Origin of the sequence: Micromonospora sp. DT233 (genome assembly GCF_049841815.1) — a bacterium.
GTDB lineage: Bacteria > Actinomycetota > Actinomycetes > Mycobacteriales > Micromonosporaceae > Micromonospora.
In genome coordinates, this window is sequence record NZ_JBNCLB010000020.1 from 1 (window position 1) to 24,781 (window position 24,781).

22 protein-coding genes and 1 pseudogene are annotated in these 24,781 nt (G+C 70.2%); 13 read left to right on the forward strand and 10 right to left on the reverse strand.

Going from position 1 to position 24,781, the window contains the following annotated elements; translation table 11 throughout:
- From ACLQ2V_RS26695 to ACLQ2V_RS26735, 9 genes and pseudogenes are all read left to right on the forward strand, one after another.
- Positions 1-1,098 (forward strand): annotated as a pseudogene (locus tag ACLQ2V_RS26695) (hypothetical protein); the annotation flags it as partial.
- Between the two features lie 84 nt (positions 1,099-1,182).
- Positions 1,183-3,411, forward strand: coding sequence for a hypothetical protein (locus ACLQ2V_RS26700; protein ID WP_425721339.1), 2,229 nt, complete (start codon positions 1,183-1,185; stop codon positions 3,409-3,411).
- A gap of 125 nt (positions 3,412-3,536) precedes the next feature.
- A complete protein-coding gene (locus ACLQ2V_RS26705) occupies positions 3,537-4,199 on the forward strand; it encodes a hypothetical protein (RefSeq protein ID WP_425721340.1) in 663 nt (220 codons plus the stop codon).
- The gene (locus tag ACLQ2V_RS26710; RefSeq protein ID WP_425721341.1) at positions 4,199-4,537 is read left to right on the forward strand and encodes a hypothetical protein; all 339 of its coding nucleotides are present in this window, start codon (positions 4,199-4,201) and stop codon (positions 4,535-4,537) included. Before ACLQ2V_RS26705 ends, ACLQ2V_RS26710 begins: the two co-directional genes overlap by 1 nt.
- A gap of 12 nt (positions 4,538-4,549) precedes the next feature.
- Positions 4,550-4,975 (forward strand): hypothetical protein, encoded by a 426-nt coding sequence (locus tag ACLQ2V_RS26715; protein ID WP_425721342.1) that lies wholly within the window; start codon positions 4,550-4,552, stop codon positions 4,973-4,975.
- 86 nt (positions 4,976-5,061) lie between these two features.
- Positions 5,062-5,805: a Pycsar system effector family protein gene (locus ACLQ2V_RS26720; protein WP_425721343.1), complete on the forward strand. Its 744-nt coding sequence runs from the start codon at positions 5,062-5,064 to the stop codon at positions 5,803-5,805.
- A 4-nt stretch (positions 5,806-5,809) separates the two neighbouring features.
- Entirely contained in the window at positions 5,810-6,064 is a 255-nt protein-coding gene (locus ACLQ2V_RS26725; RefSeq protein ID WP_425721344.1) for a hypothetical protein, read from the forward strand.
- A gap of 990 nt (positions 6,065-7,054) precedes the next feature.
- Positions 7,055-8,713, forward strand: a complete 1,659-nt coding sequence (locus tag ACLQ2V_RS26730) for a hypothetical protein (RefSeq protein WP_425721345.1) — start codon at positions 7,055-7,057, stop codon at positions 8,711-8,713.
- 248 nt (positions 8,714-8,961) lie between these two features.
- Positions 8,962-10,716, forward strand: a complete 1,755-nt coding sequence (locus ACLQ2V_RS26735) for a pentapeptide repeat-containing protein (protein ID WP_425721346.1) — start codon at positions 8,962-8,964, stop codon at positions 10,714-10,716.
- A 178-nt stretch (positions 10,717-10,894) separates the two neighbouring features.
- Here ACLQ2V_RS26735 and ACLQ2V_RS26740 read toward each other — a convergent pair whose 3' ends face one another.
- A complete protein-coding gene (locus tag ACLQ2V_RS26740) occupies positions 10,895-11,824 on the reverse strand; it encodes a ParB/RepB/Spo0J family partition protein (protein WP_425721347.1) in 930 nt (309 codons plus the stop codon).
- Position 11,825: 1 nt separating this feature from the next.
- Entirely contained in the window at positions 11,826-12,572 is a 747-nt protein-coding gene (locus ACLQ2V_RS26745) for a ParA family protein (protein ID WP_425721348.1), read from the reverse strand.
- Positions 12,573-12,791: 219 nt separating this feature from the next.
- Here ACLQ2V_RS26745 and ACLQ2V_RS26750 point away from each other — a divergent pair, with 219 nt between their 5' ends.
- The 4 genes from ACLQ2V_RS26750 to ACLQ2V_RS26765 all read left to right on the forward strand — a co-directional run bounded on the left by ACLQ2V_RS26750 (position 12,792) and on the right by ACLQ2V_RS26765 (position 15,737).
- The gene (locus tag ACLQ2V_RS26750; protein ID WP_425721349.1) at positions 12,792-13,118 is read left to right on the forward strand and encodes a GntR family transcriptional regulator; all 327 of its coding nucleotides are present in this window, start codon (positions 12,792-12,794) and stop codon (positions 13,116-13,118) included.
- A gap of 30 nt (positions 13,119-13,148) precedes the next feature.
- Positions 13,149-13,382: a hypothetical protein gene (locus tag ACLQ2V_RS26755; protein WP_425721350.1), complete on the forward strand. Its 234-nt coding sequence runs from the start codon at positions 13,149-13,151 to the stop codon at positions 13,380-13,382.
- Between the two features lie 3 nt (positions 13,383-13,385).
- Positions 13,386-15,164, forward strand: a complete 1,779-nt coding sequence (locus ACLQ2V_RS26760) for a hypothetical protein (protein ID WP_425721351.1) — start codon at positions 13,386-13,388, stop codon at positions 15,162-15,164.
- 66 nt (positions 15,165-15,230) lie between these two features.
- Positions 15,231-15,737, forward strand: coding sequence for a hypothetical protein (locus ACLQ2V_RS26765; protein WP_425721352.1), 507 nt, complete (start codon positions 15,231-15,233; stop codon positions 15,735-15,737).
- An 824-nt stretch (positions 15,738-16,561) separates the two neighbouring features.
- On the opposite strand, the gene ACLQ2V_RS26770 is transcribed toward ACLQ2V_RS26765, so the two are convergent.
- From ACLQ2V_RS26770 to ACLQ2V_RS26805, 8 genes are all read right to left on the reverse strand, one after another.
- On the reverse strand, positions 16,562-17,656 hold the full coding sequence (locus tag ACLQ2V_RS26770) for a hypothetical protein (RefSeq protein WP_425721353.1): 1,095 nt from the start codon (positions 17,654-17,656) through the stop codon (positions 16,562-16,564).
- On the reverse strand, positions 17,653-17,847 hold the full coding sequence (locus ACLQ2V_RS26775) for a hypothetical protein (protein WP_425721354.1): 195 nt from the start codon (positions 17,845-17,847) through the stop codon (positions 17,653-17,655). The genes ACLQ2V_RS26770 and ACLQ2V_RS26775 overlap by 4 nt, the downstream gene beginning before the upstream one ends.
- Before the next feature lie 334 nt (positions 17,848-18,181).
- A complete protein-coding gene (locus tag ACLQ2V_RS26780; protein ID WP_425721355.1) occupies positions 18,182-19,276 on the reverse strand; it encodes a three-Cys-motif partner protein TcmP in 1,095 nt (364 codons plus the stop codon).
- Positions 19,277-19,477: 201 nt separating this feature from the next.
- Positions 19,478-20,227 (reverse strand): DUF5131 family protein, encoded by a 750-nt coding sequence (locus ACLQ2V_RS26785; protein ID WP_425721356.1) that lies wholly within the window; start codon positions 20,225-20,227, stop codon positions 19,478-19,480.
- Positions 20,228-21,000: 773 nt separating this feature from the next.
- Positions 21,001-21,993 carry a hypothetical protein gene (locus ACLQ2V_RS26790; protein ID WP_425721357.1) on the reverse strand — a complete coding sequence of 331 codons (993 nt, stop codon included), beginning with the start codon at positions 21,991-21,993 and terminating at the stop codon, positions 21,001-21,003.
- Between the two features lie 239 nt (positions 21,994-22,232).
- Positions 22,233-22,838 (reverse strand): hypothetical protein, encoded by a 606-nt coding sequence (locus tag ACLQ2V_RS26795; RefSeq protein WP_425721358.1) that lies wholly within the window; start codon positions 22,836-22,838, stop codon positions 22,233-22,235.
- A 223-nt stretch (positions 22,839-23,061) separates the two neighbouring features.
- Positions 23,062-24,285, reverse strand: a complete 1,224-nt coding sequence (locus ACLQ2V_RS26800) for a site-specific integrase (RefSeq protein ID WP_425721359.1) — start codon at positions 24,283-24,285, stop codon at positions 23,062-23,064.
- Between the two features lie 23 nt (positions 24,286-24,308).
- Positions 24,309-24,566 (reverse strand): hypothetical protein, encoded by a 258-nt coding sequence (locus tag ACLQ2V_RS26805; protein WP_425721360.1) that lies wholly within the window; start codon positions 24,564-24,566, stop codon positions 24,309-24,311.
- Positions 24,567-24,781 lie beyond the last annotated feature (215 nt).

Sequence of the window (24,781 nt, forward strand, 5' to 3'; positions counted from 1 at the left end):
GACGGCGGGAAGAAGAAGCCGAGCGGCGGCAAGTCCGAGGGCGGGTGGTGGCCGTTCGGCCGCAACAAGACCCCGGGTAGCGGCAAGACCCCGGCCGGCGGCGAAAAGTCTCCGGCCGGGGGCAAGGCTCCCGCTGGTGGGAAGCCGACCGGCGACGGCGGGAAGAAGAAGCCGAGCGGCGGCAAGTCCGAGGGCGGGTGGTGGCCGTTCGGCCGCAACAAGACCCCGGGCAGCGGCAAGACCCCGGCCGGCGGCGGGAAGCCCTCGGCCAGCGGCAAGACCCCGGCCGGCGGCGGGAAGCCCGCCGCCAGCGGCAAGACCCCCGCTGGCGGCGGGAAGCCGACCGGCGACGGCGGCGGGAAGCCGACCGCTGGTCGTAAGGCCAAGACGGCGGGCGGGACGGCGCTGCTGGCGCTGGTGGGGCTGGCCCGTGCCGCGAAGAAGGCCAAGACCGGCAAGGCGGCGGACAAGCCGGCCGGCGCGGAGGAGCCGGTGAAGGCGATGACGCGGCCGTCTCCCGGCGGGCACCGGCCGGAAACGGTGATCGACGTCGAAGTGGACGACATTTTCAACCCGCCTGGTCGGCCGGGCGCGACGCCGGCCAGCGGGTCGGCCGGTCCGACGCCGCAGTCGGCTCCGCGTACTGAGCCGCTCTTTGACCCCGGGACCACCGCTGGCAGCGAGTGGTGGGACCGGAACGCACCGACGCCGCTGCGCACCACCGAGCACCAGATCCCTGTTCCCAACCACCTTGGAGGACCAGCAATGAGCACCACGACCAGCAGTGTCGACCAGGACGCGATGCGGGTGGCGAACCGCTACGCCGGGCTGATCGAGAAGGCACAGACGTTGCAGGGCCGTGCGGGCGCCTGCCGGGATGCGGCGGCCCAGTACCGGCGTGACGCCCGGGCCAACCAGGAGTCGGCCGAGAACCACAAGATGGCCGCCCGCACGATCCGGGACGTCAACGTCGCGGCGGAGCACGCGCGGCAGGCGCGTGAGGCCGAGGCCGAGGCGGCGCGGGAGATCCTCGCGGCCCGCTACTACGAGGAGCAGGCCGAGGAGTACGAGGCGCAGGCACGCTCCATCGGTTTCTGACCGATCCACCGCGCGGGGGCCGCACCCGGTGCGGCCCCCGCACCCCACGAACCGCGCAGGACCAGGCAGAACAAGGAGGACGTCGTGACGAAGCGGCGAGCAGCGGTGGGCATTCAGTGGAAAACGTTCTGGGCTGTGGTCGCGCCGTTCATCAGCGCGGTGTGGGTGGCGGTGTGGCTGGTCACCGGCTCGCCGGTGTGGATCGCCGGGCTGGCCACGGCGCTGCTGGCGGCGATGGCTGCGTTCGGCGCCCGGCTGCTGGTCCGGATCTCCCCCATGTTTGCCCGCCTCAGCTCGGCGGCGAAGTCCCGGGTGCTGGGCTGGCTGGTCGCGGCGGTGACGGTCTACGCCGCCTGGTCGACGCTTGCGGTGTCGGTGCCGGACCTGTGGCCGGTGTGGGCGCTGGTCCTGCCGGCGCTGGGCGGTAGCACCTGGGTGATGGCGCGAGCGCACGAGTACCTGCTGCGGTACGCGCCCCCGGCGACGCGCCCGGCGGCGGAGGTCGCGTTGACCACCGGCGGGCACGCCCAGCTCGCCCTGGCCGCTGAGGACCTGACCGGCCCGCGTGACGGGGAGCCGCACCTGGCGTGGCTGCTGCGCCTGGCGGTGCGCCGCGCCGGCCTGGAGTGGCTGCGGATCTCCAACCCGCAGATGGTCGGCCCGGCCGATCGACCGTTCGGCGCGCGGGTCGAGGCGTGGGCACCGATCGAGCTGCGCCGCGTCGTCAACGGCAAGCTGCGCGTCGAGCAGGCCCCCCGCCTGGACGACCACGACGTGCGGCGCATCGCGCTGGCGCTGCGCGACATCACCCGCCGCGACATCGCCCCGGACTGGGTGCAGATCAGCGAGGACCCGAACCGGGTCGGCGTCTACACGATCCAGGCCAACACCGAGGACGTGATGAAGCGGATCCGTCCCTACAAGGAGCGCGTCGATGACCTGGTCGACGCCGCCGGCCGGCCGAAGTGGCGGCGGGTCGCCGAGCCCTCGTACGCGCTGTGGGGCATGGACGGGATGCCGATCGGCGTCGACGTCGCCCGGCACGCCTGGATCCTCGGCGCGACCACCGGCGGCAAGTCCGCCTACATCCACCGCGAGTGGGCCGACGTGACCCGCTGCGAGGACGCCCTGATCTGGGTCGCCGGCACCCGCAAGCTCTACGACCTGGTCGGCCCGTGGCTGGAGCCCTACCTCGGCCAGGACGTCCGGCCGCCGCTGGACTGGGTCCGCGCCGACGCCGTGGGCGTGCTGCACATGCTCATCGCCGCGATGGAGATCGCCCGCTGGCGTCAGGACCAGCCGTTCTCCGCCCGCCACGGCTTCAAGAAGATCCTCTTCTACATCGACGAGGCGTCGTTCGCGCTGAACACCAAGGTCAAGGCGTACTACGACGGGGTCGAAGTCACCGCAGGCGACATGTACGCCGAGTGCACCCAGGCCGTCGCCTCCGCCGGGATCTACCTGATCGCCGCCACCCAGCGCGGCGTGCACCACGCCTTCGGCGACAAGGGCGGCGACGCCAGCGCCAACATCGGCCGGGAGATCGTGCTCATGTCCGGTGACGAGCAGGAGGCTGGCCGGGTCACCGGCAACTACAAGCTGCCCCCGCTGCGCCACCGCGGCGAGTGCTATGCCCGCCTCGGCGATAGCGAACCGGTCCGGGCGAAGATCGAGTACGTCCAGACCTCGGACCCGTCCAAGCCGGTGCTGCACGACGGGCCGCGCGTCGACGAGATTTCGTGGAATCGCCGCTACCACCAGCGCGACCTCGACGCCGGATCGGCGCAGGCGGCCGGGAAGACCTACGCCGGCCGGCACCAGCTCGTCACCGACGACTACCTGGCGGACCTGCGCGGCGCCCGGACCCGCAGCGGCGCGAAGACGCAGGCCAGCACGCCGGAGCGCGACGCCGACCAGGCGATGGCCTCCGCCGTCGCCAGCATTTTCAGCCGGCTCGGCGGCAAGCCGGCCACCGCACCGCCCGCGCCGGCCGCTGGCGAGGCACCGGCCGCCGTGGGCCCGGTCGAGCCGACGCCGCTGGCCGGGTACCGCACCCGCGCCGACCGGGTCGAGGCGGCCGTCCGCCAGATCTGGCGCACCAGCAGCGCCCCGGCCGGACCGCGCGACATCCTCGCCGCGCTCCACGAGGGCGGCGACACCACCGCCACCTCCCAGCTGGTGTCCAACGCGCTGACCCAGCTTGGCCAGCAGGGCCGCGTCGTGCGCCCGCAAAACCCAGACGGGCGGGCGGCGACCGGGCAGTACCTGCCGCCCGAGGTCGCCACCAGCACGGTCACTGCCAGTAACGCATAACGCCTCATAACCCGGGTGTGCCCTCCCCCGTGAGGGGGCCCCTATGCAGGCGTCGACCCCCTCCCCCACCGCTGTTATGAGACCCGCCTGTTAGGTCACCGTCCGTAGAGGAGAACCCGCCCGCCATGTCTGCCAGGGTCGCTGAAATTGAGTCCGAGATCCGCCGCCTGACCCGTCAGCGCGACGCCCAACCGGCCGACACCGTCTACGCGCTGACCCACCAGCAGCGAATCGACGCCCTGTCGGTCGAACTGATCGCCTGGCAGCTCGACGGTGCCCGGATGCGCGCCGCCGAGGACGCCATCCGCGCCGCCGGCCGCCGGCACCGCCGCGCCCACATCGGCCGCAACCGCTGGCCGGCGGTGGCCGGCGCGAGCGGCCTGTTCGGCAGCGTGGCCACCGCCGGGCACCTCGCCGCCGACGCGGGCGGCCCGCCGCTGATCGGCGGCGCGCTGCTGACCGTCGCCGCAGCCGCGCTGGCGCTGACCGCCGTTGACCGCACCCGCGACGCCCGCGAGGCCGTCGCGGCCGAGGCGGACATGCACACCGCCCAGCACCAGTACGCCGCCGTCGTGGCGGGCCACGCCCGCGCCATCACCCCGGTTCGCCCGCTCGCCATCCACAGTCAGGAGACGCCATGCAGCAGCAGCCCGCAGCCCCCGGCAACGAGCCGGTCCACCGCCATCAGCACGACACCGGGCTCTGGCCCCGCGGCTGCTGCGATCGCTGGCCGCCCGCCAACCGCGTCACGACCGTCGGCACCGTCCTCGCCGACCGCCGCCGCCTGATGGCCGCCGCCACCTACACCGCCTGGCTGCTGCTGGCCTTGGTCGCCGTCGTCACCGCCCACGCGATGCTACTGCCCGCTACCACCGCCTGGGCGGGCGCCCACGGCCCGTGGGGCTGGGCGCTGTGGGCCGGCTGGGCCGCCGGTTCCCTCGCCGCCCTGCAGCAGGGCGTGCTCGCCCGCCGCCGCTCCCGCACCGCCATGTACGTCCTGCACGCCGCCGCGGTGACCGCCGTCCTCATGTCGATCGCCGCCCCCGGCGGGTGGACCCAGGCGCTGACCGCGACCGCCGGCATCGCCGGTACGTGGGCGATCGCCTTCCTCGCCAACCGCCGCTGAACAGGAGGAACCATGACCACGATCATGAGCACCGCCGCGCCGACGATCCCGGTGCGGCTGTACCTGAGCGACACCGACGCCGAGGAGCCCCGCGTCCGGGAACTGGTCGTCACCGGCTGGCCGCTCGTGCCCGGCCTGGCCATCAACGTCACCGTCGACGACGACGGCCTGCGTCTCGACGGCCGCTACAGCCTGACCCACCTGCCCAGCGGCCAGGCCATCGCCCAGCGGCTGTGCGCCCGCCACGTCGACCAGGCCGCCGTCGCCGCGATCGCTACCGGCATCGACTGGACCGACGACGCCGAGCAGATCCTCGCCGACGAGCGCACCGCCCCGCTGCGCCCGGGCGTCGCCGTCTGGGACTGGTGCGGCTACGACGCCTTCTGCCGGGCCGAGGCGTACCCGCGTCCGGACTCTCCCACCTACGCCAGCCGCTAACGCCGCGCGGGCGGCCCCCCTGCCTTCCCAAGCTCGGGGCCGCCCGCCAACTCCCCCATCCGAAACAGATGACAGGAGCTCCCGTCATGGTGCCCGAATCAAGCGACCCGACCTACCTCGGCGCGGCCTACGCCAGCGCCTACGAGCCGCGCGCCAAAGGCGGACCCCGCCGCCACTTCACCATCCCGACCGCCGGTGCGTACGCGGTGTTGGTGGAGATTTCCCCCGGCCTCGCCGACAGCACCTCCCGGTGCACCGGCTGCGGCGTGGAAGACCGCGACTTCAGCGAGCTGGAGATCCTGGCCCGTGCCGGGGCGCACGCCTCGGCGTGCGGCCGGGGCACCGTGCCGGCCTGCCTGGACGCCGAGATCACGATCGTCCGCGCCGAACTGGCCCGCATCGACCCCAAGGCGTCCGGCTACCTCCAGATGGCCGGGGTGCTGCTCGGCGCCGGCCTGGCAGTCCTCGGCGGCGCCGGAGCCGGCGGCCACCTCCCCACCGCCGCGCTCACGGCCGGCGCGGCCACCGCCGTGGTGGTGCTGACCGCCGTGGTGCTGCTCCTGCTCGCCTCCCGCCCTCGCTTGGGCGGGGACTTCGGGTTCGTCGCCTACGCCGACGCCGACGACGCCCAAGGCGTGCTCGCCCGAATCGTCGCCGGCGACGCCGAGCAGGTCCCGCAACTGACCCCCCTCGCCAAGGCCAGGGAACTGTGGTGGCTCAGCCGCTCCACCCGCGCCAAGTACCGGGCGATCAGCCGTGCGGTGCCGCTGCTGCTGGCCGGATACACCGGTGCGGCCCTGACCGCCGCCCTGGCGATCGGCGCTTGGTGACCACATGACCCACCGCCCGTTCGCCAGCGTCGTCGCCGCCACGACCGACGAGTACCGCCTAGACGTCGTCACCGACCCCGACGTCGACAGCCCTCAGGCGGTCACCTACTTCACCGCCGCCGACGTCGACGCGGCCAGCTACCAGGCCGTACGGCTGCTCGCCGCCGTCGACGGCCCCGACGACCGCTACGGCGAGCTGTATGCCCACGACGGAGACGGCAACGCCGTCCACTGCGACACCATTCACCTGCCGGCGTGACCATTCAATGCGCACGAATGGGCGGCCCGATTGACCGGGCCGCCCACCTGATTGCTCACTTTCGGATTCCCTTGGTGCGTAAGGTCGTCTGGCTTATCCCGGTATGTGCCTATTTCACGGTGAGCTCCAAACAGGACTGGCCAGGATCGCCGGTGCCGGGGCGTGGCGGTGCCTTTGCCGGTGGCAGAGTCACCGTAAGATCCACGGGTTACAACACGGCCCTGACTCGGGGTCACACCCCAACTTCGATCGTGAGGGAGCGCCCTCGCTCAACCCCTAACTGCAGACAGCAAGAGAGCCCCAGACCCCCAATCGTTTGGCCGCGAAAGGGTCTGAGGCTCCAACAAGCTCGGAGGACACCATAGCACCCACCTCCGGGCTGGGTGCATTCTTGTCTCCAGACACGGTGTCCGCGTGTCGCGGTGACGCTTGCCCGCGCCCAGCCTCATCTCACCTTCGCCCAGGTCAGCCCGCGTCAGGACGTAAGCCTGGCCGGTCTGCGACGGTGCCGCCCCGGTTGATGCCGATGATTACGGCAACTAACCGCCGCAGGCCGGCGCAGTCGGCCGAGACGATCAGCCATGGGCAGGCCCGCATCGCCACCCCGTCTGCAGCCGTGCTGGTGGTGGGCCGATGACGGCTGTTCTGGATCCCGCGCGCCTGGTGGAGTTGGGCTGGTGCCCGTCGTGCTACGCGGGTGGTCGTCCGGTGCCGGTAGTGGCGGGCCGGTCCGGTTGCCGGGCGCACTTGGTCGACGAGCGACCACTTCTCGAGGCCGACCGGTCGGGGCAGTTGCGTATCGGTGTGCCGGCCCGGGACCGCAGGCGGCCGGTATACCCGACCGGGCAGCAGACGCCGTGTGTGCGGTGCGCGGCAGCCGGCGTGGACCGGCTGGGTGTCTCCCGTGAAGGGGCCGCGTCGGACCCGCTGTGCTGGCCGTGTTGGCGAGGACGGCAAGACCGGGCGGCGGCCGGCGAGCGGCGCCGCCTGGTGGCCGAGCTGCGCGAGCGCCTGGACGTCGACGTGCCCGAGGGGTGCGGGGCGTGCGGATCGGCTCATCCGGTGCCGGAGTGCTGGCTGTGCGGGTGGTCGCACCTGGCCGCCGCACGTGCCGCCCAGGAGGCCGCCGACGCCGCCGAGGCCGCCGGGGAGGCGGAGCGGTTCGCCCTGCTCGCGGAGGTCACCGAGGCCGAAGGGCGCGTCGACGAGCTGGCCGCGTGGGTGGGCCGGTTGCGCGCGGCCGTCGACGGCTACCCGGCCGGGTCGGGCCGGTCCCGCGCGGTGGAGCTGCTGGCGGACCTGCTGGCCCGTGACGCAGCGGCCCGGTCGACGACGCGAGGCCGTCCGGGTGCGCTGGCGCGGGTGGCGGGGGTGCTGGCGGTCGACGCGGACTGGCGTTCCGGGCGGCGGGCGATGCCGGGTCGGGCGCGCAGCGCGGAGCTAGCCGGTTGCACGGAGCGGGCGGTCACCGCGGCGTGGTCGCGGGCGACCGCCCTGCGGTGGGCGGTGCGGACCGAGGCCGGCCGCCGGTTGTCCCTGGCGGAGCGGGTCGAGACGGGCCGGGCCCAGGACCGGGCCTGCTACGACCTGGTGCCGCTGCACCGGGGTGACGGCACCGGCCGGGCTCGTTACGTGCCAGCCGCGCTCGCTGTGTTGGCGGACCTGGTCGAGCACGCCGCCGCCCTGCTGGCCGCCGCGCAGGAGCACCTCGACGGGCTGCGCGCCCGTGCTGGCGGCTGGGTGGAGCGCTCGGAGGCGGCCCGTCGTGACGAGATGCGGGCGGCGTCGGCTGTCAGCGTGGAGCAGGTCCGTGGCCTGATCCGGGAGGCCATCGACAGCGGCAATTTGTTCCCCCCCCACATGGTGTCTCAAGGTAAGTATTTAAGTTCCTGTTCGTACCGGGGTTTGGTCTTCTCTCCGCCGATCGCTCCCGCCACATCTGAGGACCGGCAAAGCCGGCGGGACAAGCGCGCTTCGCGCTCATCAACTAACGAGGGGCACGCGGTTCGACCGAGGTGTGCCGGGTCACCGCGTGTACGGCGTCCTAGGTCGGTTCAGACCGAGTCTGACGGCCCACGGGCCCGCCGTCCCCGTCCGCAGTGGGCTGGGTGGGCGTACGACTTCGCGCGGGCCGTTCAGGGTTGGTGGACGTGGCTGCGTCCAGTTCCCCTGCCCAGGGTCGCCGCGACCGTGGGCGCGGCGCTCGGACCGGAGTGGACGGTCGAGGCACTGGACGCCTGGGTACGCCGGGCCCGGTCCCGGCCGCTGCTGGTCGAGCCCCGCGAGCCCTTGGCCTACCTGCGCGCCTTGCTGGAGGACGCGCTGACCGGGCCGGACGCCCCACCGCACCCGGCGGCCCGGCACACCCGGCACCAGCGGGTCCTGGCCGCGATGCAAGCCGCCGCGCAGCGCGAACGGCGCGACCAGGTACGCGCCACCGAGGACAAGCGGGACAAGGCCGCCGTCGGGCCGGGCCAGCGCAGCCCGGCGGCCGAGGCCGCGCTCGCCGCAATCCGTGCCCGTACCCCGGGGCACCTGCGCCGCGCCGGCCGTGCCGCCCTGCTCGATGTTGCCGGGGCCGGCGGTGAGTGCGAGTGGCCCGACGTGGCGCAGCCCGGCTGCGGCCTTCCCCAGGCCCTGCGCCCTTGACCGAGTGCCCCAGCCGACCTGCAGTACGACCAGCCGCCCTTGGCCTACACCGGCCGGGGCCGGCCCCGAGCTCTGTCCGGACGACAGGCGGCGGCATCCGGGCGGGCGCAACTGCAGGCAGGCGTGTGCCGAGCAGCGGCAGGCCGAATACGCCTGCCCGCGGCCGGTGACCGTCAGCGGGCACGTTGCGGATTTGCTCTGTACGGGCACGATTCCGCAGTGTGATGAGACAGTTGAGTGTCGCTTTGATGGCGGTCGGCCGCAGTGTGATGAGACAGTTGAGTGTCGCTTTGATGGCGGTCGGCGGGTTGGTTCTGCTGTCGGTCGCGCTCGCGTTGGTTCCCCGGTCGTGGTGGGGTGTCCCGGCTACCGCGTGGCCGGTGCTGGTGCCGGTGGCGGGAGCCTTGGCGGCGCTGGTCGCGGGGGTGCTGCTGTGGCAGCGGAACAGTGTGAAGCATGAGGTGTCTGCCGCGCCGACGCCGCCGGATCGGCAGGTGCGGACCCTGCGGTCCTGGGTGATCCCGGCCGGAGCGGCCGTGGTTGGGACGGTCACCTGGGTCGCGGTCTCCTGGCTGCAGGGTTCGGTGCCGGTGGTGGGTGACGGGGTGCAGCGGGCGCAGCTGCGGGTGGAGTCCATCCGCACTGGTCTGACCATCGGCGCGGCGGTGACCGCCGCCTTTGCATTGCTGTTGGCGTTTCGTCGGCAGCAGTTGGCGGAGCGAACCCAACAGGCCACCGAGTACGACGCCGGGGAGAAGCGCGTCACCGAGCTGTACGTCAAGGCTGCCGACCAGCTCGGCTCGGACAAGGCCCCAGTTCGCCTCGCCGGCCTGTACGCCCTGGAACGCCTCGCCCAGGACAACCCCGCGCACCGGCAGAGCATCGTCGAGGTGATCTGCGCCTACCTACGCATGCCCTACACCCCGCCCATCGACCAACCCGCCCTTACGCCCACTGCCCCACCACCTGCGGACGGCGCCGCTCCAGCCACCGTGCCGACGGCCGCCCCTGCTGACAGCGACAAACCCGCCGTGGACCCGCGGGAAGAACGACAGGTCCGCCTCGCCGCCCAACGCATCCTCGCCCGCCACCTGCGACCGACGACCCCAGACAGAGAACCCCACCCCTTGTACTGGGGTACGAAGGTGGTGCTCGACCTTACCGAAGCCGTCCTCATCGACCTCGACCTCACCGCCTGCCACCTTCACAACGCCACCTTCACCAAAACCCACTTCAATGGCGACGCCAGGTTCGGCGGGGTGACGTTCGGCGGCGACGCCGGGTTCGACGGGGCGACGTTCAGCGGCGGCGCCTGGTTCGGCGAGGCGACGTTCAGCGGCGGCGCCTGGTTCGGCGAGGCGACGTTCAACGGCGGCGCCAGGTTCCGCGAGGCGGCGTTCAACGGCGACGCCCTGTTCAGTAAAGCGACGTTCAGCGGCCGCGCCGAGTTCGGCGGGGTGACGTTCAGCGGCATCGCCGGGTTCGACGGGGCGACGTTCGGCGGCGGCGCCTGGTTCGGCGAGGCGACGTTCAGCGGCGGAGCCTGGTTCGGCAGTGCGGCGTTCAGGGGCATCGCTTGGTTCGGCGAGGCGGCGTTCAGGGGCATCGCTTGGTTCGGCGAGGCGGCGTTCGGCGGCGACGCCTGGTTCGGCGGGGCGACGTTCGGCGGCGGCGCCGGGTTCGGCAAGGCTGTGTTCAGCGGCGACGCCGAGTTCGGCGAGGCGACGTTCAGCGGCGACGCCGGGTTCGGCGAGACGAGATTCAGCGGTAGCGCTGGGTTCGGCGAGGCGACATTCAGCGGCGACGCTGGGTTCGGTAGGGCGAGGTTCGATGACGACGCCGGGTTCGGCGGGGCGACGTTTAGCGGCGACGCCTGGTTCGATGAGGTGACGTTCGGCAGCACCGCTGAGTTCGACGGGGCAAGATTCAACGGTGACGCGAGCTTTGACGGGGCCACCCTCGCCGGGACGAGGTACGCCGGGCCGGAGTCCGTTGCCGAATAACGTTGCGAATTGGCCTCTATGGGATCAAGACACGCTGGCGCGCGGTGAGCCGGCCGGGCGTCAGCGCGGGGGCCGGACTTGCGAAACGGACCAGTGGTTTGTGCCGTAGTGAGGCGAGGAGTCGCCCCATGACGGCTCCCCAGGGGGTGCCGCGCCCTGGGGAGCCGTCATGGTCGAGCTAATCGACGGTGCTGTGAAATTCGGGTTCTCGGCCATCGGTGGCTGCCGACAGGCGTAGTAGGAGGTCCCCGAGCGCTCGTAGGTCCTCGGTTGTCATCTCTGTTCGCAGCGCATCCGCAATCTTGTCGGGCGTGCCGCCGAGGCGTCTGATGGCCGACGCTGCTGCTGACCGCTGCGGTTTTGGTCCGCTGGGTGATGACTCTCCAGGGCGGCTGGGCTCTCGGTTAACCGCGGTTAATCCCGGTACCTCAGTTGGCTGCTTACGCTGGCGTAGCTCGGCGAGCTGCCCATCAGGGGGGAGCTGGTGGAGATCGCGGACGTCTCGGAGGGGAAGCTCTCTGGACCTCAGCAGTGCCTGTACCTCCGGTGCCAACTTGAGCAGGTTGAGTCGCTGCGTCACCCAGGCCGGAGTGCGGGACATCCTCTCGGCTGCGGCCTTTCCTGTCCCGCACTCCTGCACCAATAGCTGGATCGCCCGGGCCTCCTCGATCGGGTCCAGGTTCTCGCGGTCGAGGTTCTCGGCGGCGGTGGCGCTGACCCATGCCTCTCTGCTGTCGGCCAAGCTGTTCTTGACGACGATGTCCAGAGTTGGTTGCTCCGCCAGCAGCGCCGCCGCGCGCCGTCTGCCACCGGTGACCTGTACCCATGCGGCCTTCCCGATCGCAGCCTCGTGCTCGGGGTAGATGCGCAGGAAGGCTTCCCGGGCCACCACGGCACACGGCTGGAGTTGCCCGTGCGTCCGCATCGAATCGGCGATGCTCTCGATCTTCGCGTGGTCGGCGTCGAGGTCTCGGGTATTGAGAGGGTTGGCCGCTACCTGATGTACCCGGGCAGTCCGTGGTGCCGACTCGGCGAAGACCGGCACCCGCGCCTCAGGCAGCGCTGGCTCGGTGGCGAGGTCAGATAGATTCACTCGCTTCCCAGCCACGTCAAACCTCCTGAAGGTTCGTCGAGCCGGCCTGCGAGGGCACTGTCGCTCCCCCGCCGTAGCCCATCTCCAGCGCCAGTCGGAAGAAGTCCTCGCGCGCCTCCATGGCCACCCTGTTCCGGGGATACTGCGTGACCACCAAGCCTTCGGCGGAGGCTCGGGAGTGCAGCTTGTACCGCCGGATGACCGTGTTGCACATCGGCCAGCCCTTGCGCTGGATGAACTGGGCGGTCTGCTGAAGGTCGGGTAGCCCGTCGCGCGGGTCCCAACTGTTGACAACCACCCGGTACGGAATTCCGCGCGGCGCGATGACAGCCTCGATGGTGCGGGTCGTCGGGTCGTAGCAGAGCGGCTCCGGCACCATCGGCACCAGGACGTCATCGCACTCATCCAGCGCGGCCTGCAGGATGCGCTCGTCCTCAAGCGAGCCCGGCGTGTCGACGAAGATGTGCTCGTAGTGCAGTTTTCGTAGCTTGCGGAGATCGCGGGGATCGTCGATCTGGGCAAAGTCGAACGGCAGTCCTCCCCCTTGCTGCTCGACGCGCTTCGACCACCACACCGACGAGGCTTGAGGGTCCGTGGACGCGACCATGACCGGACTCGCCGGGTCTCCGATGGCCTCAGCGGTCGACCTGAGAATCGGCTCCGGGTTGACCAGAACGTCGTAGGTCACCGCCCCCAGGTTGACGGCAAGGGTGGTCTTGCCTACGCCGCCCTTCTGGTTGGCGACGACGTGGACCTGAGTCATGTGGAGCTCCGTTCCGTCTGCTTCCCGGGCCCATCGTGGCCGCGGTACTTCGGATGCTCGCCATGCTAGGGCCGCAGGCGCCTGCTCAGGAGTTTGGGCGCTCCAGAGTGTTGTGGTTAACCGCGGTTAATCGCTCTTGAGTGCGGGCGTGGCGGAAAGCTGCTCGACTCGTCATTGCTCGTATTGCCTAAGAGGTCTGTGAGGTCTTAGGGTGGTTGCATGGCAAGTGGTCCGCGTTACCAGGAGATCGCCGCCGACCTGCGTCGGCGGCTCGCTGACGGCGAATGGCCCGTCGGCACCACGCTGCCCGGCATCAGCGAACTGCAGGAGGAGTACGCCGTTGCGGGGCTGAACACCATCCGTCAGGCGCAGCGCGTCCTGATCGACGACGGGCTGCTCAACCCAGTCCAGGGTCGAGGCACCTTCGTCACCGCGCTGCCCGGCCCTGGAGACCCGGCCAGCCTCAAGCAGGCACTCGGGGAGCTGCGCGCTGCGCTGACGCACACCCAGGCCGCGCTCGACCGTGTCATGAGGCGCCTGGACTGACCATCAATAAGCGAGCGTGACCAGGGGGCCGTGGTGGGGGAGTGCCGGCTGCTGCACGACACCGTCGCCGGCATTTGGCTGCTGCTCGCCGACGACAAGCCGCACGCCGACCACGACGGCCTGGGCGCCGCCGAGGTCGACCAGGCGTGCCAGTGGGCCAGCACGGTGCTGACCGACGAAGGAGTCACCTGCCACGGCTGGACCGCCCGCGCCGACCACGGCGGCGGAGTGGAGTACGTCGCCGACCTGACCGGAGAGTGCTGACCGGTGGCCTCCACCGCCCAGGAGGCGATGCGGGTGGCGAACCGCTACGCCGGGCTGGTTGCCAAAGCCGAGACGCTGCAAGGCAGAGCCAGCGCCTGCCGGGACGCGGCCGACCGCTACCGGCGTGACGCCCGAGCCAACCAGGAGTCGGCCGAGAACCACCACCAGGCCGCTCGCGTGATCCGGAACCCCGACGTCGCCACGGAGCATGTCCGGGCGGCACATGGGGCCGAGGCCGAGGCAGCGCGGGAGATTCTCGCGGCCCGCTACTACGAGATGCAGGCCGAGCAGTACGAGAGGCAGACCGCAACCACCGGGCCGCCGGCTGACCAGACGAAGGAGAAGGCCATGGTCGTGACACCACCGGCCGAACCGGGCGCGAAGCCCACCGTCAAGGACCGGCTGCGCGTCGGCGGCCGGATTCTGCTGCGCGACGGCGAACGGTTCGCCGGCAGCGGCTCCGCAGCCGGCTCGGCCGGGGAGTTGGTGCTCGGTGCCGCCGTGGACACCCCGGGCGGCCGGCAGGTTCACCTCGCCGTGTCGATCTATCCGGAGGACAAGGCGGCGTGGCGTGGCGGCCACGCGCCGGCGGAGGAGAGCGTTGTCGACGAGGACGGCGAGGAGTACGCGGTCGACACGGGGGCCGACGCCACCGTCGTCCTGGACGCCGCTGACGCGGCCCGCCTGCGGGAGGTGGTCGAGGACGTCATTGCCCGCGCGACCGAGGCAGACAAGCGGTTCCGGCAGGTCGGCAGGGACTACGAGCGGTTGTACGCCGAGCGGATTCGGCTGGAGGGCCACCGGCACCCGGGCCAGGCACAGGAGGCGATCAGGCTGGAGGAGCGGGTGCGGCAGGAGGAACGGATTCAGGCGCAGCGTCGGCAACACGTCGCGCGGGCCGTGGAGCGGCTGAACCCGGCGGACCGAGCGGTCTACGACAGCCGGCAGCGGCGGATCGACGCCGCCGGCAGGGATGCCTGGAGGCCCGACGGGGGCGTCGAGGCCGCCGAGGTGTGCGGCCTGACCGTCGACGAGTACCGAGAGATGCGCGACCTGGACCGGATTCCGTTCCAGCAGCGGACCACCGCCCAGTCGGCGCGACTGGATCAGCTCAAGCATGGCGGCGGGACAGGCCTCGCCCCAGGACTGCCGCCGCTGCTGGCCGCCCAGGCCGCGCTCGTGTGCGGCCTGAGCCTGAACGAGTACCGCGAGATGGAGGCCCTGGAACGAATTCCGAAGCGCAGCCAGGTCGAGCACTACAACCAGGGCCGGCGAGTGCGCACGCACGCCGAGCAGGCGCGGCTCGACGAACTGGACGGCTCACCAGGCGGGGCGACCGGCGCAACCCCACGGGCCACGTACAAGCTGCGCGGCGAGTACCTGTCCATGCTCCAGGCGCACCACGCGTCCAAGGGGAAGCTGGCCGACGCCCAAGCCGCGCAGGCCGCGATGGACGCCGCCGCCCACACCCTCGATGAGGCGACCGCCGCCGAGTTGGCCAGGGTCACCGCCGAACTGGAGGCGGTCAGTTCCCACTACGACGAGATGGCTGGCTGGGCGAGCGCATCGGCGGAGATTCCCGCCCGCAACGGCGGCGCCCTGGTGGTCGAGGCCCTTCAGGAGGAAGACGGCGGCGTGAGCTACCGCCTCGACCGTCGGCCGGCCGACGCCGAGGAGGACTGGAGCGTCGGATCGGCCACCGACCCGTTTACCACCACGGCGGGCGGGCTGCGCAGGGTCGCCAAGCTGGCCCGCGACCTGGCCGGCGGAAGCGGTGAGTGAATGGGAGAGGCCGCTGGCCGGGGATGCAGTAGGCTCCGCCGGCGAAGCCGACGAGGGAGGTCTCTGGTGAAGCAGCACACCGCAGATGGCGCCATGCTCGGAACCGGCAACTGGTCGCTCGTTCCTCCGGGCAGCGACGACTTCGAGGTCTACGGCGGAGCGGACACGGTCGGTCGGGCGCGGGAGTGGGCGTTCCGGCATCAGGTCCTGCTGTACCGCGGCCCGGCGCAGGCGTGCGTGCACGGGCTGTACCGCATGGACAGCTGCACCTTTTCGGCCTGCACGTCGGTGGGAATGGACCACACCCAGATCTGGGTGCAGCACGACGGCCGCAGCGCGTTCCTGCTGACCCACCCGTACGTGGACGAGGTCCCGGAGTCGCTGCGGGTCTACGCCGACATGCACGGCCTGAGGGTCGACTCGAACTCGTTCGACGGTTGGTATGGCCACGGCGCGCTGCCGATCCGGTTGACGATCCCGACGAGTTGGCCGCTGTGGCCGATCGAACGGGACGCGGCGCTGCTGCTGCACACCCAACCGGTGGCCTGGCCGACCGACGATGTCGACGAGTAGGGACCGGCCTGAACCTGGGTGATCAGCAGCGATCCGGCTCCGGCCGGGCGTAGTCGGTACGAGGCCCCGCCCACTCGGACCGGCCGGGGCCGGATTCATTGGAATCGCCCTGCGGTGCTGGCGTTCTTAGCCGCGCTGATCCGCTTCATTCTGATCACCCCGCCTCTGTGGCGGCGTACCCGAGCCTGGATGCGCGCCCGGCGCGGTTCCTGATCCATCCGCGTCGACGCTGCCAGCCCCGTCACCGTGCTCCGCCCGGCCAGCATCACGCTGACCGGGCGGACTCACCCGCAGGCGGGCACGACGCCGCCGGTGATCAGGCGGATGCGCCTATGCGAGAGGCAGGTCCACCCCCCACCCGCAACGTCGGTGTCAGTCGCCCCCAGTCCACGGTCACCCTCGGACGGTACGGCACCCCTGGACTGAGGGCCGGCTGCTGTCACCTCCAAGGTAGGGGTTACGCCTGCGTGAGGGTGAGGGTCGCCCAGACCTGGCTAGTACCGATCGGGTCGATCGCACGCAGATTCACCGGCACGTCCAGCAACGTTTGCCAGAGGACACGACCACGTAGCGGCGGCCCCCAATCAAGATCATCCTTAGCGTGACTCTCCCGAACGTTGGTCCCCAAGCGCCTACCTGTTCTACCTAGCCAACCGAACCCGCTGACCTAGGCGTTGATGAGGTGCGGGCTGCTCCTCCAGCCAGTCGGGGGTCGGCGACGCCGCCGCTGTAGGTGCGGATGTTCGCCGCGGACCCAGAGTTTGCGCATGCCCTCGCGTCCCACACGGCGGCGCCCCAGGGAAGGGCTGTCCGACGACCGGTGGTCAGGGGGCGGCCTGCGCGGCAGGGGCCGCGAGGACGACGTCCAGCGAGTCGGGCGGCGCTGGCACGATGGGATGAAGCAGCGCGTGACGCATCGCCTGGAGTGCCGGACGCTTCACGCCGTTCCGGTAGAAGGCGTACCTGGGGGAGGTGACCTCGCCGGCTTGCCACTTGTCTCGGAAGCTTTCGATTTGGCCGGTGGCCGGGTCGCGGCCGGAGAAGTCGTTACGCTGGATCAGCCCGTACGCCTGCAACCGTTCGATGCTGTCCCAGGTGGTCCGGGTCAAGCGCAGCCTCGACTCGCGCTCTTGGCTGACTATGAAGAACTTCTTGCGGTCAGCCATAGGCGCCTGCTCGAAGGCCCAACGCAGCGCCAAGTAGCAGGCGATCTCGGTATCGGTCAGCGCGAACACCCACAGGTTGGTGAAGAACTCACGCGGTACGCCGAAGCGCTGATCGGCGGGGATGCCGTACCGGGCTTGAGCGTCTGGGGTGCTGTCCTCGGCCAGCAGCGTCGGCTTGTCGTAGTCCCGGCGCTTTCGGCCATTGCTGGTCAGGGCGATGTCCAGCAGCCGCGGCGTGGTCTCCAGCGCCAGCATCGCCTCCTTGATCTGCCGCTCGCGGCGGCGGCGGACGACCTGCCAGGCGACGGGCAGCTGCTTCTGCTGGTGGTCCGGAGCGGACAGCATGAGTTCGCCCCAGGACCGGTACGGTCCGTTGCTGGGCGACACGGTTCGTACATTGCGGACCCCCCGGTCGTCGGCCGCATGCCGGCATTGGGCGTCGAAGAGCATGAGCAGGTAGAGCCGTAGCTGCAGGCCTTTCGACTGGACCAGCCGGGGCAGGGCGGGCCCGTGCGCGTCCTCGGCCGTGGTGGCCACGAACGCGTCACGGATTAAAATGGTGGCCGGCTGCAGCCCCGGCTTGTCGTCGCGCTTCCTGCCGCCGTTCTTCCAGACCTCCCGCAGGTTGTCGGTGACGACCTCGTGTAGAGGCCGGGCGTCGCGCCCGTCGACGGCCTGCTCGAGCGCGTCGAGTGCGTGCAGGCGCCGCCGACGGGCGATCGTTGCGGAAGCGGAGTCGGTCGAGATGCTCATCGCCGGCCCCGCAGGACACCGGCGTACCGGGTCAGGTGGGTGATGACCGCCAGGCAGTGGCGGCGCGTGGCCGGCCGACGGGCGGCCAGCGCAGCCAGGGCGACCACCACCACGCAGATCGTGACCAGGGCCGTGGGAACGACCACCACCAGAATGGTCGCCCACCCGGTCTGGGCGAACAGGTCCTTCATGTGTAAGGCTCACCTCAAGGAATCGGCATGGGGGCTTGTCCGCTGGCGCTTTCTCAGGGCCTCCAGCGGGCGGGCCTTCGTGTTGATCCGCGTCCGGGTGACGCGGTCGAGTCCATAGTGCCGACGCTGGGAGCTACTGTCCCGTCGCGATCTTGAAGAGGGCTGTCCCCCTCAGCCCAACTAGATGCAGCGGCTTATCAGATAAGCATCTAGTTGGTGTGAGAGGTTGCGGCTGAGGGGGGCAGGAATTTCTCAAAGATTTTTATGGGCGCCGCCCCGAGGGGCCTCTTGCACAGCTGCTGCGCCTGCCACGGTTGTGAGCGGGCGGAGTCGACTACCGGGTAGACGCTGGTGGGGACGAGACGACAGATGCGATGCGCAACCTGCCCCCACCTTCGACCTCGATGGCGCCTCGGTCCATGAGCGGTTCCAGCGCTCGTAGGACGTGCTGAGGTCGGTACACCGTCTCGAGCAAGGCGAACCGGCGCAGGTCTTCCACCCGGGCTGGCCCGCCGTCGCGGAGTTTCTGATGGAGCAGGCGGGTCAGTGGGCCCAGCTGCGGTTCGTCGAGAACGAAGAGCGTCTCGGCTTGTTCGTCGCGGGGATCGCGGAAGCCGACGCCCTGGGTGCGGTCGACCTCCCACAGGCTCTCTTTCATCTTCTCCACGCCGAAGGGATGCCCGGTGCCGAAGACGAGGTACAGGGGCTGTCCGTGTCGGGGGACGAGCTCGAAGTCCAACAAATAGGGAAAGCCGGCCGCACGTAACCCTTGGCGGTAGCACGTGAGGATGTGTCGACTCTTGGCCTCCGGCGCCAGGTTCGTGACGGTGCGCCAGTGCGGGTCGCCGCCGAACACGTCGTCTGCGTCCTCGCCCATCTTGCTGACGAAGCGGACGAAATGCTGCGGGGACAGGGTGACCATGACCTCGCTGGAAACGTTCTTGGCCAGGCGCTGTAACAATCGGAAGGGCACGGGCGCGTTGCCCCAGGAGTCCAGGTTCGCGAAGATCGGCTTTCCCCAGGCCCGAACCTCGTCTAGCACACCTTCGAGGTGCTCGGCACAGGTGCCTTCACGCACCACGACGGGCATCGCCTCCTGTGACCGCGGCCGTTCGGGGAAGGCGTTGCGAAGGCTGTCCCAGAGCATGTTGACGCAGCGCTCGTCGTTGTCGAGGAAGACGAACCGGGCGACGCCCGTAGTAGGCGGCACCTTGTCGCTGAGGGCCCGGATGGCGACCACCGGCGAGCCGTCCTCCCCGCCGCTGTAGATCCCTGGGCCGGAGAAGCCCTCGGCATAGGTGACCGACGAGTAGCGCTTGGGACCCTTCAGGAGAATGGGGAACCATCGCTCAAGGTAGCGGCGGTAGATGTCGTGCTTGACGCCGGTGTGCTCTGCGCACGGCCACGGCACCGGTCCATCGGCCGCCATCAGCCCCCCCTCGGCCACGAATTGTTATGCCAAAGTGTCTCACTGCAACCTTGATTGGTGAATACCTCCGTACGCGGTCTGAGGCCAGGTAGGCCAGGCAGACGATAGGCGTAACGGGAATAACGTCCTTAGCGGTTGAATGCGACACGATCACGAGGGCGCGGGAGGGGGCGGTCCGCTGTGTACGTGGGATGAGCGCAGCTAGAAGGTGGTCACCGCGACGGGCATGTCGTCCCAGGTCCGGCCGTCCAACTCGCGTCCGCCGGCCTTCGGCGTGCGTCCGCCCCACTGCTTGAAGAAGAACGGCACACCAGCGCTGGTGCACTGATCGCGCAGGCTCTCCACCCAGGCCGGATCCATTGGCCGCGCATTGGCGCCGCTCTCGCCACCGGCGATGACCCAACCGATGCCGTCCAGCATCAGGTCGGGCAGCGGTCCCAGCAAGGGCTCGCATGACAGGAACCGCACCGCTGCGGGGACAGCCCGCAGGTCATCGATGCGATTCACCACATCACCGTCTTCCACGGAGACCCCCATCCACAGATTTGACGGCCACGTCAGCGCGGGCGCCAACCGCCGTAGGCGGCGGGCCCGCTTGGTCAGCACCTGATACGTGTGCTGCGGGGTCGCCGCCATGACCTCGAAGACCTGGCGGACGAACCCGACCGGCACCTGCGCATGGAACAGATCGCTCATCGAGTTGACGAACACGACCCGGGGCCGCTTCCAGGTCAGCGGCAACCCGAGACCGTCCGGGTGGACCGTCAACCCAAAACCTGGACCACTCGTCCGGGGATCTCCATCGCGCTGGTACCGCGGCTGGCCCATCGCCTTGAGCCGCTTGGCCAAAGTCATCGCGTAGCAGTTGTCGCACCCTCGACTCACGCGGTCGCAGCCCGTGGTGGGATTCCACGTCGCCTCGGTCCACTCGATGGCACTGCGGTCACCCATAGCTAACCCTCATCTTCCCAAACTCACAGTCGAACGAATGTGCTATAGATTTCAGCATGCGCCGACTCCGCCTGTCTGCGGCTCAACGTGGTCCTTGCCGGAACCTGGCCGATGGCCCGGCCGGGCGGCGAGTTGGCCGGTGCGTCAGCTGGGACTGTCGCCAACCGTAGAGAGGCGTACACCGTTTCGCAGCTGATGCCGAACTCCTGGGCGAGCGAGGACTTGCGTTCGCCGGCGGCGGCGCGTTCGTCTCGGTGGGGCAACCTCGTGTACGCCTACAAGTCAGCTGGGGACCTGGGTCGGCGATTCCGCTGTTCGAGCAGCTCCTCACCGACTGCCGGCGGGCTCTCGGCAATGACCAACCACCCACAGGTCGTCTACCGAAACCTGCAAGCTGTCATCGAGGGGTTCCAACTCCTAGTAGCGACGCGAGAGGTTGGGTCGGCAGTCGACCGTCTTGTTCGGGAAACGATCGTTTCCCGGACAAGCGCAGGAACCGGGCTTCGGGCCGGTCAACGCCGTCCAGAAAACGTGTCCAACAAGCTGGAGTGTCCAACAACGCCGACGCAGGTTTCCTGGACAGGGCTTCCTTTGGGGGTTGCCAGTAGCGTCAGACGCGAAGATCTCGCATCTGACGTGACTGCTCCAAGGTCCCAGTGCAAGCGCCGCGCCCCGGTCGACCAGGGAACTCTCCTTGGCGTTGTTTTTGAAAGTGATCTCTATAGGCCCATTTTGTAACCTTCTCTGATCGTCGTCGCAGACGAGTCACTGGATCAGGGCTGCTCGTGCAGCTCCTGAATGGCGCGGAGGATGGAGGTCATCAGCATGACCGCAACGAGGCTGTTGCCTGCCGTGTAATGGCCGACATCGGCCTGGTGGACGGTGACGTGGCGGCTGAGCGCTGGGGGCGCTGGCGTGCCCCAGCTGGGGAACCACGCGGCGTAGAACGGCCCGATAGCGGCCAGCGCGGTCCTGAGCCGGAGCTCAGCCACCGACAAATCGCCCCAGTCGTCGATCTTCACGGCGTTCTTGACCTTCTTGTAGTCCCGGTCGATCGTTCGAGACACGACCGTTTCGGTGATCACCACGGCGAGCGATTGGGCTGCCTCGTCGTGCCCATCCGCGAACGCATTGATGACGTTGGTGGCGAGCGGAAGTTGGCTCACCAAATCGCCGTCGCTGATCTTGGCAAGAACGTCCCGGCAGTCCTGGATGATGTCGTCGCGGTGTGCCAGCAGGACCTTGATTCGCTCATCTCGGTTTGCCGCCTGGAGGACCTGTCGGACGATCTCCTTTCGTGGCACCCAGACCAGAGGGATCCCCTCGTCCTGGACGATGGAGAACACCTTCTCGATGAGATTCGGGTCGCCCATCGGCCAGTTCGGCGGCAGCTTGGCGATGAGCCTGTCGATGACTGCCCCGACGCCTGTCATGTCAGGCAGGGTGATCTTCGGAAGGTTGGCGAGGCTCTTCTGGAGGTTGATGAGCATGGGCTCCACGGCCTTGCTGACGGCCGCCACTTGAGCTGACACCTGAGTTGCGGCGTTGAGGAGTCCAGGGGAAACAAGCTTGCTGTAGTCGGTCCACTTCGCGACGGCCTTGGCCATGACTTCGATGAACTCCGGGGTCAGGTCCTCCGGGCCTGGAGGACGGCCCCGCTCCCATCCCTGGCGGGTAGGGGAATCCGCTGGATCGTCGTCGGCCCGGCGAGGGGCCGGCTCTTTCTGCGGGTCGGGCGTCTCACCGTCGTCAGGCCGGTCAGTCATCGGTGCGTATCCCCTTGCTCTTCCTGATCGGGAGCGACGTGCTGGTCCGGCCCGCAAGGGGACGGTAGTCCGGCATGCCCAAGTGGGTGGTTCGGTGGTTGGCCGCAAGCTGCTGCATGGTAGCGAGCTTCTGCCCGGCGGCCGCGCGACTGACCTGCAGCGAGGCGCCGCGCCGGTCAGCCTCAGCGGGCCGTCGACGTGCGTCCGGGCGGCGACCAGGGCGACGTCCGGCGGGCGGGTCATCGACGCGTACGCCGCCGCCACCGCCGCTGCGGCGTGGGCGCAGGCGGACGCAGACGCTCCCGCGCCACTCGGGTGACGGCGGCGAGCGCTTCATGCAGGGTGGCATCGGCGGCCCGCCGACCAGCGGCGGCCATCTTGGCCTGGTACAGGCTGTCCGCCCCGTACGCTGCCGCCGCTGCGGCGGCCGCTTCGGCCAGGCCGAGAACGGCGGCCACGAGGTCCTCGTCAGGGAGCAGCACGGCCTGGCTGACCGCGTCGGTAAACTGACGGTACGGCGTGCCGACGAGATCCTCGGCGGCGGCCATCGATCGCTCATGCCAATCGAGGACGACCTGGCTGGCCCGCGTCATGCCGTAGGCCAGGCCCAGGGTGCTCCGTCCGGCCTGAAGCTCGAGGTATGCCTGGCCGAGAGTCAGCAGGCGCGGCTTCCATGAGTTCCATCGCGGCTGCTGTGTTGCCAGCGCCGCCAGCAATGTGAACGTGGCGCGGGTCAGCTCTGTCGTTACTGCCTCGATCTTTTCGTCCACCGCCGCCCGCTCCTGCTCTGCGTGTCGCCGATGGTTGGCCCACTCGGTCATCCGCACGGCGACCAGAGTGGACACGCCGGTTACCACCGGCGCCAACAGAAGACCAAGCGCGGTGACCCATGAGAGGACGGTAGGCTGCACCTGATCACTTTCCCCTACCCGCGCCACCGAGTTGGTCCGCCACAGGTCCGGCCGACACACCTTCACCCCAGGCGCGGCCGGTCACTGAGGCTCGCCGGCGGTGGGCGGGTTGAGGTCGCCGGCCCGGCGAGCAAGCCGACGGTGACGATGAACCGGCTCAGAGGCCAACGCCGGTCAGTGGGTTGGCTTGCCAGCGGTTGATGTCTTCGATATAGCCGTACAGGGTGCTGGAGCCGTCCTTCCAGCCGCCGGCGCGGGCGATGCGCAGGGGATCGGCGCCGGCGCGGTAGGTCTCGGTGGCGAAGCCGCGGCGCAGACTGTGGCCGGACCAGGCGGCATGCGGGTCGAGGCCGGCGATGGCCGCGGTGCGGGAGACGATGAGCGCGACGGCCTGGCCGGTGAGCCGACCATCGGTGCTGCCGCGACCGGTGGGCACACGGCCGAGGCGGCCGTGGCGGTCGATGCGCACCAGCAACGGCCCGGTGGTGCGCCCGTGGTCGGCCAGCGTGGCGAGCCAGGCCTTCACGGTGCGCACAGGGCAGGTGTGCGGATGGGTCCCCCAGGGCAATGCGGCGGTGCGGCCGACGGAGTCCCGGTCGGTCTTGGCGGTGCGCACGGTGACCTCTAGACCATCTGAGGTGAAGACCAGGTCGGCAATGTTCAAGGCCGCCAGCTCGCTGCGCCGGGCGCCCATGGCGAAGCCGAGCACGAGCAGCGCCGTGTCTCGGACGCCAGCGGGGGTGCCGCGGTCGAGGACGGAGACCATGGCGCGCAGCGCGGTGACGGTGACCGGGGCGGCCTTGCGCACCCGCACGCCGACGCCGGTGGTGGCCCGGTCGCGGCGGTAGGCGCGCAGCACGGCGCGGGGGCCCTCGGTGGGCAGGGCGCCGGCGCCGGCGGCGCGGTGCGCGGCGGCGATCGCCGCGAGGGCCCGCTCAATGGTGGCAGGGGCGCGACCGGCGTCGGCGAGGGTATTGACGTACTCGGTGACGACCAGGTGGATGTCGGGGCCATCGGTCAGCAGGGTGTGCAGCGCGGCGGCAAGCGCATCGACGTCGTTGCTGGCGCCGGGGGCCGCCACCGGCAACTGCTGGTCGGCACACCAGGTGAGGAAGCGGCGTAGGTCGCCGGTGTAGGCGCGGCGGGTGCTCTCGGGCATGGCGCGGCGCAGCCGGTCGCGGGTACCGGCCGACAGGGTCAGCGGCTGCCGGCTGGCGGGGACCACCGCGGTGATGTCGGGGCTCCCGGGCGAGGTGCTCAGGGCTGCTTGACCGACGGGTTGCGGCGGTCGGCTCTCAATCACGGGAAGGAACATTATCGGGAATGAGCGGGCAGCGAGCTCCGCGCCGCGGTGAGCACCCCTAAAACAGTCGTCGGACATGACTCTCTCCTGCGGCTACCGCGTCAGCGGCCGAGGACGCTGTCGACCAGCCGCCGCAGCGCGTCGATCACCTCGACAGTCCCCTCGCCCGCGACTGTGCTCCGACGCTCATGGCGTCCACGGACCGCTACCACGAAGGCGGCCGTCACCAGCACCCCGGCCAGCAGCCACGGCGCGACCAGCACACAGCCGGCCACCACCAGGCCGGCCACCGGATGCCCGACCGCAGCACCACCGACCGCCGACGCCACCGCGCCACCACCGCTGGCGAGCGCGACCACACCCCATGCTGGGGAGAGTCCGGTCCCACCCGGACGCACCATATTGACCACCAAAATCCCTTCAAGATCGATTTCTGGGCATGAAAAAACCCCGAGCGTCTACTCGGGGTCGTTTATGGATTTAGACGCGCGTCGCAGGCATCACCTTCTTTCGTCGGGGAATCGTCCGCTCACGCTGGTGACGTACCTGGCGTGGCGGAAAGCGAGTGCGGTGC